The sequence below is a fragment of the Shinella sp. GW835-FHT14H05 genome, assembly GCF_058793575.1.
In genome coordinates this window covers 35,026-49,320 of record NZ_JBXAFY010000005.1, presented here as the reverse complement: position 1 = coordinate 49,320, position 14,295 = coordinate 35,026, and the positions used below count along the sequence as shown (strand labels likewise).

Here is a 14,295-nt window from a genome sequence, read left to right as displayed (position 1 = left end):
CCTCGTCATCCTCGGGCTTGACCCGAGGATCCACGCGGCACCCTCGGCATGGATGGTCGGGTCAAGCCCGACCATGACGAAAGAGGGGGCAGTGGATTCCCGACCGGCGCCTCGTGCGCCGGTTTTTCGTTGAGGCGTTTCAGTCAGGCCCGAATCGGCTATGAAAGGTGCCATGTTCTCCTCGCTTCGCAAGCCCCGCAAGGCCCTGAAGACGCCGCCTCCGCCGGAGACGCGCGAACTCGACGTCAATGGCCGGCGCCTGCCGCTGACCATCCGGCGCGACCTGCGCGCGACCCGGCTGACGCTGCGCATCGAGCCCGGCGGCCGCGCGCTGCGCATGACGGTGCCGAATGGCGTGCCGGAGCGCGATATCCGCGATTTCCTCGATCGCCATCAGGGCTGGCTGATGACGAAGCTCGCCAAGTTCCGCTCGACCAACGAGCTGGCCGACGGCGGCTATGTCATGATCCGCGGCGTCTCGCACCGCATCGAGGCGACGGGCCGGCTGCGCGGCCTGACGGAGGCCCTGATCATCGAGGACGAGGCGGTGCTGCGGGTCGGCGGCATGGAAGAAAGCATTCCACGCCGCATCAGCGATTTTCTGAAGAAGGAAGCGCGGCTGGAGCTCGATCGGCTGGTCGCCGTTCACGCCGGCCGCGTCGGCAAGCGGGTGAAGTCGCTGACGCTGCGCGATACCCGCAGCCGCTGGGGCTCCTGCTCGGCGGATGGCGCGCTCAGTTTTTCCTGGCGCATCGCCATGGCGCCGCCCCATGTGATCGATTACCTCGCCGCGCACGAAGTGGCGCATCTGCGCGAGATGAACCACAGCCCGGCCTTCTGGACGCTCTGCGAGCAACTCTGCCCCGGCATGGAAGACGCCAAGCGCTGGCTGAAACGCAATGGCAGCCTGCTGCACGCGGTGGACTTCGGCTGACGCAATTCAGAAGTCAGCGGCGGTCAGCGAGCGCGTCGCGGATTTTCTTGTCGGTATTGTACTGCCCGAGCGCATAGACGGCCCAGATCGCGGCCGGCAGCCAGCCGATCAGCGTGATCTGCAAAATGAGGCAGATAATGCCCGCAATCGGCCGCCCGATGGTGAAAAACACGAGGAAGGGCAGAAGGATGGCGATGATGAGCCGCATGGAGGTCTCCGGTCGATGTCTTTTGTGAATATGGGTCCGCCTGGCGCCCATGCAAGGGTGCCGGTTCGGTTGCCGGTTTCGGGCGATCCACCGCCGTCTTTCGGCTCGACTCTTCGGGAAAATCGTGCGACTTCCCTCCCCATGAAACTCGACATTAAAATCTGCGGACTGAAGACCGAGGAGGCCGTCGACAAGGCCGTTTCGCTCGGTGCCAGCCATATCGGCTTCATCTTCTTTCCCAAGAGCCCGCGCAACATCGAGCCTTCGGACGCCGGACGTCTGGCAGACCGCGTGCGCGGCCGCGTGAAAATCGTCGCCGTCACGGTCAATGCCGACAATGACACGCTCGACGAGATCGTCGACCAGCTCTCGCCGGACATTCTCCAGCTGCATGGCAGCGAAACCCCGGAACGCGTGCTGAACGTCAAGGCGGTCTATGGCCTGCCGGTGATGAAGGCCCTTTCGGTGCGCGATGCGGACGATCTGAAGAAGGTCGAGCCCTATATCGGTATAGCCGATCGCTTCCTGTTCGACGCCAAGCCGCCGGCGGGCTCGGAGCTTCCGGGCGGCAATGGCGTATCCTTCGACTGGACGCTGATGCATTTGCTTGACGGAAGCGTCGATTACATGCTTTCCGGTGGGTTGAACAAGGATAACCTCGCCGAGGCCATCGAGCTCACCGGCGCGCCGGGCATCGATGCCAGTTCCGGGCTCGAAAGCGCCCCGGGGGTCAAGGATCTCGGCCTGATCGAAGCGTTTTTTGAAGCGGCACGAAAAGCGGAACGCGAGACCGCCGTCGCAGGGAGAGGCAAGTGAACCAGTCACCCAACCTGAATTCGTACCGGGAAGGTCCGGACGAGGACGGCCGTTTCGGCATTTTCGGCGGTCGTTTCGTTGCCGAAACCCTGATGCCGCTGATCCTCGAGCTTCAGGAGGAATGGGACAAGGCGAAGACCGATCCCGCCTTCCAGGCCGAACTCAAGCATCTCGGCACCCATTATATCGGCCGCCCGAGCCCGCTTTATTTCGCCGAACGGCTGACGGAGCATCTCGGCGGCGCAAAAATCTATTTCAAGCGCGAGGAACTGAACCACACTGGTTCGCACAAGATCAACAATTGCATCGGCCAGATCCTGCTCGCCAAGCGCATGGGCAAGACGCGCATCATCGCGGAAACCGGTGCCGGCCAGCACGGCGTGGCCTCCGCCACCGTCGCCGCGCGCTTCGGCTTCCCCTGCGTCGTCTATATGGGCGCGACGGACGTTGAGCGTCAGGCGCCGAACGTCTTCCGCATGAAGCTGCTCGGTGCGGAGGTTCGCCCCGTCACCGCCGGCAGCGGCACGCTGAAGGACGCCATGAACGAGGCGCTGCGTGACTGGGTCACCAATGTCGAGGACACCTATTACCTGATCGGAACCGCCGCCGGCCCGCATCCCTATCCGGAGCTGGTGCGCGATTTCCAGGCGGTGATCGGCACGGAAGCCCGCGAGCAGATTCTCGAAGCCGAAGGTCGCCTGCCGGATATGGTGATCGCGGCCGTTGGCGGCGGTTCCAACGCCATCGGCATCTTCCATCCCTTCCTCGACGACAAGAGCGTCCAGATCGTCGGCGTCGAAGCCGGCGGCAAGGGCCTCGATGGCGACCTGCACTGTGCCTCGCTCACCGCCGGTTCGCCGGGCGTGCTGCACGGCAACCGCACTTACTTGCTGCAGGATGCCGACGGCCAGATCAAGGAAGGCCACTCCATCTCCGCCGGCCTCGACTATCCGGGCATCGGCCCCGAGCATGCCTGGCTGCACGAGATCGGCCGCGCCGAATATGTGCCAATCATGGACGACGAGGCGCTGGAAGCCTTCCAGCTTCTGACCAGGCTCGAAGGCATCATCCCCGCACTGGAGCCGAGCCACGCCATTGCCGAAGTCATCAAGCGCGCGCCGAAAATGGGCAAGGACCAGATCATCCTGATGAACCTCTCCGGCCGCGGCGACAAGGATATCTTCACCGTCGGCAAGATCCTCGGCATGGAGCTCTAAGATGACCGCACGCATGGACAAACGTTTTGCGGATCTCGCGGCCGTCGGCCGTCCGGCTCTCGTCACCTATTTCATGGGCGGCGATCCGGACTATGCGAGCTCGCTGGAGATCATGAAGGCGCTGCCCAAGGCCGGCTCCGACGTCATCGAGCTCGGCATGGCCTTTTCCGACCCCATGGCCGATGGCCCCGCCATCCAGCTCGCCGGCCAGCGCGCGCTGAAGGCCGGCCAGACGCTCGCCAAGACCCTCCAGATGGCCCGCGACTTCCGCCGGGAAGACGATGCGACGCCGATCGTGCTGATGGGCTACTATAACCCGATTTATATCTACGGCGTTGACCGCTTCCTCGATGACGCGCTCGATGCCGGCATCGACGGCCTGATCGTCGTCGACCTGCCGCCGGAAATGGACGACGAGCTCTGCATTCCCGCCGTCGCCAAGGGCGTCAACTTCATCCGTCTCGCAACGCCGACGACGGATGAAAAGCGCCTGCCGACCGTGCTGAAGAACACCTCCGGCTTCGTCTATTACGTCTCGATGAACGGCATTACCGGGTCGGCTTTGCCGGACCCGTCGCTGATCGGCGGTGCCGTCGGCCGCATCAAGGCGCATACGGCGTTGCCGGTCTGCGTCGGCTTCGGCGTGAAGACGGCGGAACATGCGCGCGCCATCGGTGCCGCCGCGGATGGCGTCGTCGTCGGCACCGCCATCGTCAACCAGATCGCCTCCAGCCTCACCGCGGATGGCAAGGCCAGCGCCGCCACCGTTGCCGGTGTCGAGACGCTGGTGATGAGCCTCGCCTCGGGCGTGCGTGCATCGCGCCTTGCGGCGGCGGAATAAAGTCCCCACATGGGACGGGATAAAACGGGAGTCTAGACCGTGAACTGGATCACGAACTACGTTCGGCCGAAGATCAACTCGATGCTCGGCCGCCCAAACCGGGATGTTCCGGAAAATCTCTGGATCAAGTGCCCGGAAACCGGCGAGATGGTGTTTCACCGCGATCTCGAAGAAAACAAGTGGGTCATCCCGGCTTCGGGCTACCACATGAAGATGCCGGCGAAGGCGCGTCTCAAGGACCTCTTCGATGACGGCGTCTACGAGTCCCTGCAGCAGCCCAAGGTAGCGCAGGACCCGCTGAAATTCCGTGATTCGAAGAAATACACGGACCGCCTGCGCGACAGCCGTACCAAGACCGATCTGGAGGACACGATCCTCGCCGGCGTCGGAAAGATGCGCGGCGTCAAGCTCGTCGCCGTCGTGCACGAATTCGCCTTCATGGGCGGCTCGCTCGGCATTGCCGCCGGCGAGGCGATCATCAAGGCCTTCGAGCGTGCCATCGCCGAAAAGTGCCCACTCGTCATGTTCCCCGCCTCCGGCGGCGCGCGCATGCAGGAAGGTATCCTCTCGCTGATGCAGCTTCCGCGCACCACGGTCGCGGTCGAGATGCTGAAGGAAGCGGGCCTGCCCTACATCGTCGTGCTCACCAACCCGACGACCGGCGGCGTCACGGCCTCTTATGCCATGCTGGGCGATATCCACCTTGCTGAGCCGGGTGCCGAAATCTGCTTTGCCGGCAAACGCGTCATCGAGCAGACGATCCGCGAAAAGCTGCCCGAGGGCTTCCAGACGTCGGAATACCTGCTGGAACACGGCATGGTTGACCTCGTCGTCAAGCGCCACGACATTCCCGACACGCTGGCCCGCCTTCTGAAGATCCTGATGAAGAAGCCCGCAACGGTGTCCTCGCCCGTCGTCGCGAACGGCGCCGTCGCCATCGCGGCGCAGTAAAAAGCCGCACCGCGCGAGGGCAGCATGTCGATGGTCACGGTCAGCGAAGCGGCAGCGGAGATCGAAAAACTTCTCGGTCTCCATCCCAAGGGGTTCGATCTTTCGCTGGACCGGATCACGCGGCTCCTGTCCGCGCTCGGCGATCCGCATCTGAAACTGCCGCCGGTCATTCATGTGGCCGGCACCAACGGCAAGGGCTCGGTCACCGCCTTCTGCCGCTCGATCCTGGAGGCGCAAGGCCTCAGCGTCCACGTCCACACGTCTCCGCACCTCGTCAACTGGCACGAGCGCTACCGCCTCGGCGTCAAGGGCGGCCGGGGCCAGCTGGTGGAAGACGCCGTGCTGGCCGATGCCGTGCGCCGCGTGGCGGAGGCCAATGGCGGGCAGAAGATCACCGTCTTCGAAATCCTGACGGCCGTCACCTTCGTGCTCTTTTCCGAGCGCCCGGCGGATGTGGCGATCATCGAGGTCGGCCTCGGCGGCCGCTTCGACGCGACCAATGTCATGCCGCGTCCCGCCGTTTGCGTCATCATGCCGATCTCGCTCGACCATCAGGCCTATCTCGGCGACCGTGTCGAACTGATCGCGGCGGAAAAAGCCGGCATCATGAAGCGCGGCGTGCCCGTCGTCATCGGCTACCAGTCGGAAGAGGCCGCGCGCGACGTGCTGATCGAGACGGCCGAACGGCTCGGCTGCCCGCATGCCGTCTACGGCCAGGATTTCATGGCGCATGAGGAATATGGCCGCCTCGTCTATCAGGACGAATTCGGCCTTGCCGACCTGCCGCTGCCGCGCCTGCCGGGCCGCCATCAATATGGCAATTCCGCCGCCGCGATCCGCGCCGTCAAGGCCGCGGGTTTCACCATCTCCGAGCACGCGCTGGAACTGGGCCTTGCCCGCGTCGAATGGCCGGGCCGCCTGCAACGCCTGACGGATGGCGCGCTGATGCGGCTTGCGCCGCGCGGCAGCGAGATCTGGGTCGACGGCGGGCACAATCCCGGCGCCGGGCAGGTCATTGCCGAGACGATGGCGAATTTCGAGGAACGCGATCCGCGTCCGCTCTTCCTCGTCACGGGCATGATCAACACGAAGGACCCGGTCGGCTATTTCGAGCCGTTCCGCGGCCTTGCCGAGCGCGTCTTCACCGTGCCGATCCGCGGCTCGGATGCCGGCCTCGATCCGGTGTCGCTCGCCGATGACGCGGCGCGCGCCGGCCTGGAGGTCGAGCCGCTCTCGACCGTCGCCGACGCCATCGCCGAAATCGGCCGCATTACCGAGGAGGACTCGGTGCCGCCGCGCATATTGATCGGCGGCTCGCTCTACCTGGTCGGCGATGTGCTTGCCGACAATGGCACGCCCCCCACCTGAAACGGAAAACGACCTGAAACGAAAAAGCCTGGCGCGAGGCCGGGCTTGAAGGGTAGTCCGTCGCGGCCGATCAGGCGGCGCTGGAAATCCAGGAAGAGAGCGCCGTCTTCGGGGCCGCACCGACCTTGATGTCGGCCACTTCGCCGCCCTTGAACATGGCGAGCGTCGGGATCGAGCGCACGCCGAACTGGGCGGCCAGTTCCGGGTTCTCGTCGATGTTGAGCTTGGCGACCTTCACCTTGCCGGCGAGTTCGGTGGCGATTTCTTCAAGCGCCGGGGCGATCATCTTGCACGGACCGCACCATTCAGCCCAGAAATCGACGACGACCGGCTCTGCGGAATTCAGAACTTCGGCCTGGAAATTGGACTGGTCGACTTTAACGGTAGCCATGAGGCTCTCCTTGAACGGTGATTGTTGTACAAGATGTGATGCCGCCGGCCTCCCGTTTCAAGGGCCGGCATCGCCCTTGCGGGCAATGGATCGTCCCGCCCGGTATCTCACTTTGAGCGCAGTTCGGCAAGGCTCGCTTCCATCAGGCCGGCATCGAGCCAATAGGTTTTCGCCGCTTCCGTATAGATCAGCCCGCAGCGGATCTCGCGCCCGGGATAGAGCGGGCCAAGGATCGCGCGGTAGATCGCGAGCTGCGCCCTGTGCTCGAACGGAATGTCCTGAAGAGATCCCGGCGGCACGCGGTTCGTCTTGAAATCGACGATCTCGACCGCCGTTTCAGTGACCGCCATGCGGTCGATCCGCCCGGAGACGGCAAAATCCCGACTGCCGAGCATCAGCGTGCCCATGATCGAGACTTCAGCCCGCGCCGTAGGGGAAAAGATCGTCGCCAGGCTCTCGTCATCGATCACCGCCAGCGCGGCATCCACCAGAGCATCGCGCGCACTCTTCGGCCAGGTGGCGGCCGCGCGCTCAAGATAGCGCCGCGCCGCTGCCGGACGGTCCGCAGGCTCGAAGGCCGGCAGGACTTGCAGGAAACGGTGCAGGATGCGCCCGCGCTCCAGCGCAAGGCCGGCCCCCGGAACGCTGCCTTTCTTTCCGAACAGCGCCGAGGGCACCAGAAGGTCCGCCGCATCCGCCTCGATCACCGCCGCCGCACCGGAGGGGCTCAGTGGCCGCGGCAGCGACTTCTGCGGCGGCAAGGGTTGCCCGAGTGCTTCCGGCAGCACCGTCTTCGCCTTGTCCTCTACACCCGCCATCGCGACCTCACCGACCGCCGCCGCACCCGCCTCGCGCCAGGCAAAACCTTGCCAGCTTTCGCCGGCCGTCGAAAACGTCGTTTCCACGCAGCGATCGCCATCGGCGGAAAGCGCGCCGGCGATCATCGGGTGCCAGGTGTCCTTGTTCTCCTGCCGGCCGCGATAGCCGCAGACGACCAGCCGATCGGCCGCACGCGTCATCGCGACATAGAGGAGGCGGCGATATTCCTCCTCGGCGCTCTCGCGGATGCGGTTCGCATCGACCTCGGTCAGCGCATTGCCAAGGTCCTTCAGCGGCAGCCATGCCGGCAGGCCGCAGGCAGGCGTCGAGAGGAAGCGGAGCTGCGGCATATGGCTGGGGCTAAAGGGTTTTGCCCCGCCATCGACGAGAAAGACCACCGGCGCTTCCAGGCCCTTCGCGGCATGCACGGTCATGATGCGGATTTCGCCGCGCGCCTTGTCCTGCTCGCGCTTCACCGTCGGCGCTTCCAGTTCCAGCGTCGAGACGAAGGCCTGAAGGCCGGGCAGGCCGTTTTCCTCCTGCTCCAGCGCAAAGGTCAGGAATTCGTCGATGATCTCGCCGGCCTCTGCGCCGAGCCGCGCGAGAAACGCCCGCCGCCCGCCGCCGGCACCGAGAATGCGGGCATAAAAATCGTGCACCGCCTGGCTGCGCGCATCGCGAATCACGCCGTCGAGCCGCTCGACGATGCGGCCGAGCGCCTCATCCGTCGCCGCCGCCTCTTTGAGCCGCGCCCAGAGGGTCTGTTGCTCCCCGCGGCGTGCGGCCAGCGCAAACAGCGCATCCTCGTTAAGGCCGAACAGCGGGCTTTTCAAAAGCGCCGCCAGCGAAAGATCGTCCTCTGGCAGCACGGCGAAGCGACCGAGCGCCATCAGGTCCTGCACGGCAATGTGTTTCGTCAGCACCAGCCGGTCCGCCCCGGCCACGGGCAGGCCGTGGCGTTGCTTCAGCGTGCGGGTCAGCGCGTTGACGAAGGCGTCGCGCTTGCGCACCAGAACGATGACGTCGCCAGCCGCCATCGGCCGCGCCTTGCCCTTCTCCGTCACCGTCTCGCGGCCGATCCATGCGGCCAGCGTATCGGCAATGCGCCGCGCCAGAACATTGATCGGCGCCTCCTCGGCCACCGCGTCGAAGGGCGCCGTCCAGTCCTCCTCGTCGAGGCCCGGCGGTGCGGCGATCACCTCCCAGATATCGACGGCACCGGGCTCGCGCCCGCGGTTGGAGGCGTGCACGATATCGCTGCCATCGGGTGTCAGCCCGCGCGCATTGGCGGCATCGAGAAAGACCCGGTCGACCGCCGACAGCACGTCGCGCGTCGAACGGAAGGAGAGCAGCAGGCGGATTGGGCTGAAGGCCGTGTCGGCAGCCAGCGTGCGGCGCGAAACTTCCCGGCCTTCCTCTGCAAAGCGTTCCGGCCGCGCGCCTTGGAAGGAATAGATCGACTGTTTTTCGTCACCCACCGCGAAGATCGTGCGCCCGGTCCCGCGCGCTGTTTCGCCGGCGAAGAAATCGTCCGTCAGCGCCTTGACGATCTGCCATTGCCGCGGGCTGGTATCCTGCGCCTCGTCGACGAGGATATGGTCGATGCCCTGGTCGAGCTTGTAGTGCACCCAGGCGCTCACCTTGTCGCGGGTGAGAAGCGTTGCGGTACGGTCGATCAGGTCGTCGAAATCGAGCAGGCTGCGCGCCCGCTTCAGGTCCTCGTAATCGCCGATCAGCCGCTCGGCGATGGTGAGCGCCGCAAGCGTGGCCTCATACATGCGAAACCGCCGTAGCCGGTCGTCGCAGGCGATCACATGGGCCTGCGCGGCTTGCAGCGCTTCTTCCATATAGGGCGCGCTGTCACGAACCTTTTTTGAGAAGAAGGAGCGCTCCAGGCTGCGCGGCGTACCCGTCGTCGTGAAGAAGAGATCGTAGAGTGCTGAACGCCGCGCTTCGGCATCCGTCAGCCGCATGATGCCACGCAAGCCGGCCGCAGAGGTTTTCACGGTCTCGCTGCCGAGGCTTTCCGCGGCGGCGAGATAAGAATCGAGTGTTGCCCCCTGCAAACCATCCAGCGGCCAGAAGGCGGCGAGAACGTGCTCGGCCGTCTCATGCGGCGCAAGCCCGATCTCGCGGCGCAGAACCGCCTCCACGCCACCCGCCCGCTCTGCAATGTCGAGAAATATGCGGATCGGCCCGCGGCTCGCCACGATATCGGAAATCAGCCGTTCGAGGCCGGTATCGTCGGCAATGTCGAGCACCGTGGCGAAAGCCCCGGCAAGACCCTGGTCGTCCTCGCTGGTCGTCGCGGTCAACAGCGTGCGGCGCGCATCGGCGAGCAGCACGGCCGCCGCTCGGTCGTCGAGCACGGAAAAGTGGCCGGCGACATTGGCCTCCAGCGGAAACTGGTGCAGCAGCGCTTCGCAGAAGGCATGGATGGTCTGGATCTTCAGGCCACCCGGCGTTTCGAGCGCCCGCGCAAAGAGGCGCCTTGCTTCCGCGAGCTTGAAGAGATCGGGCCGCTCGCCCTCGATCGCCGCGACCCGGTCGGACAGCTCGGCGTCCGACAGCGTCGCCCAATCGGCAAGCCGTTCGAAGACGCGGTTCGACATTTCGGAGGCCGCCGCTTTGGTATAGGTGAGGCAGAGGATGGCGGAGGGCCGGCAGCCGGCCAGCAGCAGCCGGATGACCCGCTGGGTCAGTACATGTGTTTTGCCCGAGCCGGCATTGGCGGAAACCCAGGCGGAACGGGCGGGATCCGACGCCGTCGCCTGTTTCTGCGATGTCCAGCTCAGCCAGGCGGCGGGATCGGCGGAGGCGGGTCTGTCCTCGTCAAGCATCGTCGCCCTCCTCGCCATTTTCCGCCGACGACCATTCGGCGACGCGCGCCAGATGGTCGTACTCCCCGCCATAGTCGCGTTCCTGCTCGGGAATGAGCCGGGACGCGAAGCCGTAGCGGCCTTCGATCAGGCCGGTCAGCAGCTTTTCCAGCTCTGTCAGCGATTCCTCGGCCAGGTCGGCCGCCGATTTCGGCGTCGCGTTGGCGGATTTGGCGTGTTCGTTGTTGACCTGCTCGGCCTTGAAGCGTTCGCTGGGTTTGAGGCGCACATAGAGAAGGTTCGCCGGCTCACGCAAGCCCGGTCCACGGAAGGCGCCACGCCGGATCGCCGCCGCCTCCAGCGCGAGCTGCGGATCGAGCAGCGCGCGGGCGACCTTCAGGGATGGGGTGCTGCCCGTCTTGTAGTCGAGAATGTCCGCGCTGCCATCCGGTAAAATGTCGATCCGGTCGGCGATGCCGGTAAGCCGGATGCCGGCCACCGAAAGGTCGAGCGAGGCCGGAACCTCCGTCAGGCTTTCGCGCACGTCGCCTGCGCGTTCGAGATGCCATTTGACGAAGGCGCGGGCGACGGCGGCAAAACGCGGGCGCCAGACAGCGTCGATATGCGGCGGCAGGGCGACGATGTCGAATTCCTCGTTCAGGATGCGGGTGACGAGGGAGAGCGGTTCGCCGGTCTTTTCCTCGCGCACGAAGCGGTCGACGATGCGGTGGTAGAGCGAGCCGCGCTCTGCCGGTCCAGGGTCGAGGTTGAAAGGCGCGATGGGATCGAGGCGCAGGATATGCCTTGCATAGATCGCGTAGGGATCGCGCCGCAGGCGGCCGATCTGGCTGAAGGAATATTTGCGTGGCTGGAGCTCGGCCGGCGGGCGTGGCGCCGGGCGGGCGGCCGTCGGCACGGAAGGACCCTTGTCGATAGCATTCGCCCAGTCGATGAAGTCCTTGCCGCGCCGGCGCAGGTCGGCCGCGAGCGTCGGTCCGCCGACGGCGATGAGGCGTTGCAGCCAGCGTGAGGCAACGGTCGGCGCGGTGCCATTGCGCAGCGCCCGAGTCAGCACGAGTTTTGGCGCGGCGGCCGCCATTTGCAGGTCGTGGCCGAGCTGGCCGATGCGCCGTTCCGGCGGCTCCAGGCCGATTTCCACCTTCATGATGCGCGAGAGGAAGGCGTCGTTCGCCGCCTGTCCCGGCCAGGTGCCCTCGTTCAGCCCGCCGATCACCACCGTGTCGACGCTCTGGAGGCGCGATTCGAGCGCGCCGAAAATGAAGACGCGCGGATGGCGCATGGAGCGCGGCTTGACGCTTTCGCTCGCCGCCAGCGCCTCGATGATGTCGCACCATTGCGGCCCATCGGCCTCGATCTGCCCGTCCGTCTCGATGACGCTCTTGAGCAGGTTCGCAAGGCTGTCGCCTGCCTCGCCGGACCACAGCGCCGCAAGGTCGCCGCGCTCGTCCACCGCCACCGCTTCCAGCGCGCGGCCGGTTCGCTCCGACCAGTCGGACAGCGCCAGCCTGGAGGAGAAGCGCCGTCCCGTGCGGCTTTCGTGAACGAGCACGCCGGTCAGCGGCTCGACGGCGGCTGCGACGCGTTGCGCGAGATCGCGGGCAAGAGGGATCGCCTGCTCCGGCAGGGCGGTGCGCCAGACGGGCGGATGACGGTCCTTCGCCTGTCGCTCCAGCGCGGCGTCGAGCAACGGTTCGAGCGTCGAAATATCGATCTCGGCGGTGCCGCCGCGCAATGCCGTCAGCTCCAGCGCGGTCACGGCGTCGCGCAGATCCGCGGCGGAAAGCCCGAAGCGGGTGAGGGGATGTTTCAGGAGGGCAACGAGCGGCACCGGATCGCCGGGCCGAAGTGCGGCCTCTACGAGCAGCCGCAGAAGCGTGCCCTGTGGTGTGGAGAGCAGCGGCGTGCCGGCCGAATCGTCCGCCTCGATGCCGAAGCGGGCAAGCTCCGCCGCCACCCGCCGGCCGAGCTTGCGGTCGGGCGTAATCAGCGCCGCCTGCGCGTCTTCGCCATCCTCCAGTGCGAGGCGCAGCGCGATGGCGATGGCGAGCGCCTCCTCCCGTTCATTGGCCGCCTCGACGAGCGAAACGTCGTGAAACGCCTCTGCCATGCGGCCGGCGTCGATCGTGCCGCGGATATCGCCCCAGCCCGATGTCGCCTGCGTCGGCAGGAAGGCGCTGGAGAGGATTTGCGTGCGGTATTCGAGGGAATCGGGCGGGGTGCCGAGCGGCTCGACATCGTTTCGCGTGCAGCCCATGCGGGCGAGCAGGCGGTGGAGGCCGTATTGCGGATGGCTGCGGGCGGCCGCGTCGGGTTTTTGCGCGCCCGCGCTGCCGGTCTGATGGCCGACGAGCAGCCATTGCGTATCCGACATGAAACGATCAAGCCCCGGCAGGATGACGACGCCGTTCGGCAGGTTTGCCACGGCGGCGATCAGCCCGGCCGTCGCGGGAATGGAGCCCGTCGAGCCGGCGATGATGACGGGACCGGTTGGCGACGCGTGGCGATAGCGCTCGGTTTCGGCATGCAGCGTCGCATTGCGCCGGAGCGAGGGCGAGGAGCGGTTGAGTTCGGTGAGCCGCGCCGGCCAATATTCGCTGGCGATTTTCAGGAACTCGGCGGTGAGCTGCCACCAGAGCGCATGGTTGGAGACGTCGAGATTGTCGAGCGCCGACCAGTCGAGCTCTTCCGTCTCCATAGCGTCGATGATCTCGGCGAGGTTGCGGGCGAGCCAGACGGCATCGGCCGGGCTTGCGGGTGCGACCAGCGGGCTTTCGGCATGCACGGAGGTGACGGCGGCCGGCAGGCGGTTGCGCCAGGCGAGCACGAGGCGGGCGAGCTCGATAAGGCGGGTCGGGCCGGAGAGCGGCTCGGCCATGTCGAGCAGCGCCGGCGCCACCTCGTCGAAGAAGCCGCTGTCGTCATCGGTCTCGCCGAGCGCGCGGATGACCGGCAGGATGGCCGAGCGGCCGCCAAGCAGGTCGACGAATTCCGAGCGCAGCACGCGGGCGGAACGGCGCGTCGGCACGTAGACCGTGACATCGGCCAGCGCCAGCGGATCGGCCGGATCATAGGTGAAGCCGGGCACGAGCCGGCCGTCGATGAGGGTCGCGGCCACCGTTTTCAGGAAGGGCAGGCTCGCCGGGATGGAATAGACGCGGCCGCCCCGGGCGCCCGTCACGCCGCCGCCTCGCGGTAGGCGCCGATGACGGCCTCCGCCTGGCCGATCGCCTCCGGCGTGCCGACGGTGATCCAGTGGCCTTCCAGCACGATGCCATGGAGCCGGCCCTTCTCGATCGCCCGGTCGAAATAGATGTTGAGGTTGAAGGCGTCGTCGGGCGCATCATCGAGCAGCGCCGGCATCATGGCGATGGCGCCGGCATAGACGAACGGCGTGCCGTCGCCCTCCTTGTAACGCGCGAGCCGCCCCGCCGCGTCCATGGAAAAATCCTTCTTGCCGTTGTGGCCGGTCGTGTCCTCCAGCTTCACGCAGAGCATCAGCATGTCCATGCGTTCGGGGTCGAAGGCCTCCACCAGCCGGTCGAGATTGCTCGGCCCCCCTGGCGTCTCGCCGATCCAGAACAGGTCGGCATTCATGACGAGCACGGGGTCGCGGCCGAGCAGTTTCAGGCCCTTGGCGAGGCCGCCGCCGGAATTCATCAGCTGGTCCGTCTCGTCGGAGAGGATGATTTCCGGCGAGCTACGCGTGGCGAGATGAGCGATCATCTGGTCCGCAAAGTGGTGCACGTTGACGACGGCGCGCTTGACGCCGGCCTGCGCCAGCGCATCGAGCCCGTAGTCGATCATCGGCTTTCCGGCGATCGGCACCAGCGGCTTCGGCATCGTATCGGTGATGGGGCGCAGGCGCGTTCCGAGGCCGGCGGCCAGCACCATGGCGTCTTCGATCTTCATC

Annotated in this window: 11 protein-coding genes; 6 read left to right on the top strand and 5 right to left on the bottom strand. The window is 66.2% G+C overall.

Going from position 1 to position 14,295, the window contains the following annotated elements; genetic code table 11:
• The first annotated feature begins 172 nt into the window (after positions 1 to 172).
• On the top strand, positions 173 to 934 hold the full coding sequence (locus tag AC1Q6Z_RS16995; RefSeq protein ID WP_492648644.1) for a M48 family metallopeptidase: 762 nt from the start codon (positions 173 to 175) through the stop codon (positions 932 to 934).
• Positions 935 to 947: 13 nt separating this feature from the next.
• On the opposite strand, the gene AC1Q6Z_RS16990 is transcribed toward AC1Q6Z_RS16995, so the two are convergent.
• Positions 948 to 1,142, bottom strand: coding sequence for a YqaE/Pmp3 family membrane protein (locus AC1Q6Z_RS16990; RefSeq protein WP_256120434.1), 195 nt, complete (start codon positions 1,140 to 1,142; stop codon positions 948 to 950).
• A 141-nt stretch (positions 1,143 to 1,283) separates the two neighbouring features.
• On the opposite strand from AC1Q6Z_RS16990, the gene AC1Q6Z_RS16985 reads away from it, so the two are divergent.
• The 5 genes from AC1Q6Z_RS16985 to AC1Q6Z_RS16965 are packed head-to-tail and all read left to right on the top strand — an operon-like array spanning position 1,284 to position 6,335.
• Positions 1,284 to 1,958, top strand: a complete 675-nt coding sequence (locus tag AC1Q6Z_RS16985; RefSeq protein WP_256120433.1) for a phosphoribosylanthranilate isomerase — start codon at positions 1,284 to 1,286, stop codon at positions 1,956 to 1,958.
• On the top strand, positions 1,955 to 3,175 hold the full coding sequence (trpB, locus tag AC1Q6Z_RS16980) for a tryptophan synthase subunit beta (RefSeq protein WP_435268945.1): 1,221 nt from the start codon (positions 1,955 to 1,957) through the stop codon (positions 3,173 to 3,175). The genes AC1Q6Z_RS16985 and trpB overlap by 4 nt, the downstream gene beginning before the upstream one ends.
• Before the next feature lies 1 nt (position 3,176).
• Positions 3,177 to 4,016, top strand: coding sequence for a tryptophan synthase subunit alpha (gene trpA / locus AC1Q6Z_RS16975; protein ID WP_435268944.1), 840 nt, complete (start codon positions 3,177 to 3,179; stop codon positions 4,014 to 4,016).
• Positions 4,017 to 4,055: 39 nt separating this feature from the next.
• Positions 4,056 to 4,967 carry an acetyl-CoA carboxylase, carboxyltransferase subunit beta gene (gene accD, locus AC1Q6Z_RS16970; RefSeq protein WP_439618628.1) on the top strand — a complete coding sequence of 304 codons (912 nt, stop codon included), beginning with the start codon at positions 4,056 to 4,058 and terminating at the stop codon, positions 4,965 to 4,967.
• A gap of 24 nt (positions 4,968 to 4,991) precedes the next feature.
• The gene (locus AC1Q6Z_RS16965) at positions 4,992 to 6,335 is read left to right on the top strand and encodes a bifunctional folylpolyglutamate synthase/dihydrofolate synthase (protein WP_492648643.1); all 1,344 of its coding nucleotides are present in this window, start codon (positions 4,992 to 4,994) and stop codon (positions 6,333 to 6,335) included.
• Between the two features lie 70 nt (positions 6,336 to 6,405).
• Here the strand turns inward: AC1Q6Z_RS16965 and trxA are convergent, their stop codons facing one another.
• The 4 genes from trxA to AC1Q6Z_RS16945 all read right to left on the bottom strand — a co-directional run bounded on the left by trxA (position 6,406) and on the right by AC1Q6Z_RS16945 (position 14,294).
• Positions 6,406 to 6,726 (bottom strand): thioredoxin, encoded by a 321-nt coding sequence (trxA, locus tag AC1Q6Z_RS16960; RefSeq protein WP_160861395.1) that lies wholly within the window; start codon positions 6,724 to 6,726, stop codon positions 6,406 to 6,408.
• Positions 6,727 to 6,833: 107 nt separating this feature from the next.
• Positions 6,834 to 10,385, bottom strand: a complete 3,552-nt coding sequence (gene addA / locus AC1Q6Z_RS16955; protein WP_492648642.1) for a double-strand break repair helicase AddA — start codon at positions 10,383 to 10,385, stop codon at positions 6,834 to 6,836.
• A complete protein-coding gene (gene addB / locus AC1Q6Z_RS16950) occupies positions 10,378 to 13,563 on the bottom strand; it encodes a double-strand break repair protein AddB (RefSeq protein WP_492648641.1) in 3,186 nt (1,061 codons plus the stop codon). Before addB ends, addA begins: the two co-directional genes overlap by 8 nt.
• A complete protein-coding gene (locus tag AC1Q6Z_RS16945; RefSeq protein WP_492648640.1) occupies positions 13,560 to 14,294 on the bottom strand; it encodes a nucleotidyltransferase family protein in 735 nt (244 codons plus the stop codon). The genes addB and AC1Q6Z_RS16945 overlap by 4 nt, the downstream gene beginning before the upstream one ends.
• Between the last annotated feature and the right edge of the window lies 1 nt (position 14,295).

Excerpts from the sequence above, each read along its gene's own strand:
- AC1Q6Z_RS16995 (WP_492648644.1), top strand. The coding sequence starts at position 173 with ATGTTCTCCTCGCTTCGCAAGCCCCGCAAGGCCCTGAAGACGCCGCCT.
- AC1Q6Z_RS16990 (WP_256120434.1), bottom strand. The coding sequence starts at position 1,142 with ATGCGGCTCATCATCGCCATCCTTCTGCCCTTCCTCGTGTTTTTCACC.
- AC1Q6Z_RS16985 (WP_256120433.1), top strand. The coding sequence starts at position 1,284 with ATGAAACTCGACATTAAAATCTGCGGACTGAAGACCGAGGAGGCCGTC.
- trpA (WP_435268944.1), top strand. The coding sequence starts at position 3,177 with ATGACCGCACGCATGGACAAACGTTTTGCGGATCTCGCGGCCGTCGGC.
- AC1Q6Z_RS16965 (WP_492648643.1), top strand. The coding sequence starts at position 4,992 with ATGTCGATGGTCACGGTCAGCGAAGCGGCAGCGGAGATCGAAAAACTT.
- trxA (WP_160861395.1), bottom strand. The coding sequence starts at position 6,726 with ATGGCTACCGTTAAAGTCGACCAGTCCAATTTCCAGGCCGAAGTTCTG.
- addA (WP_492648642.1), bottom strand. The coding sequence starts at position 10,385 with ATGCTTGACGAGGACAGACCCGCCTCCGCCGATCCCGCCGCCTGGCTG.
- AC1Q6Z_RS16945 (WP_492648640.1), bottom strand. The coding sequence starts at position 14,294 with ATGAAGATCGAAGACGCCATGGTGCTGGCCGCCGGCCTCGGAACGCGC.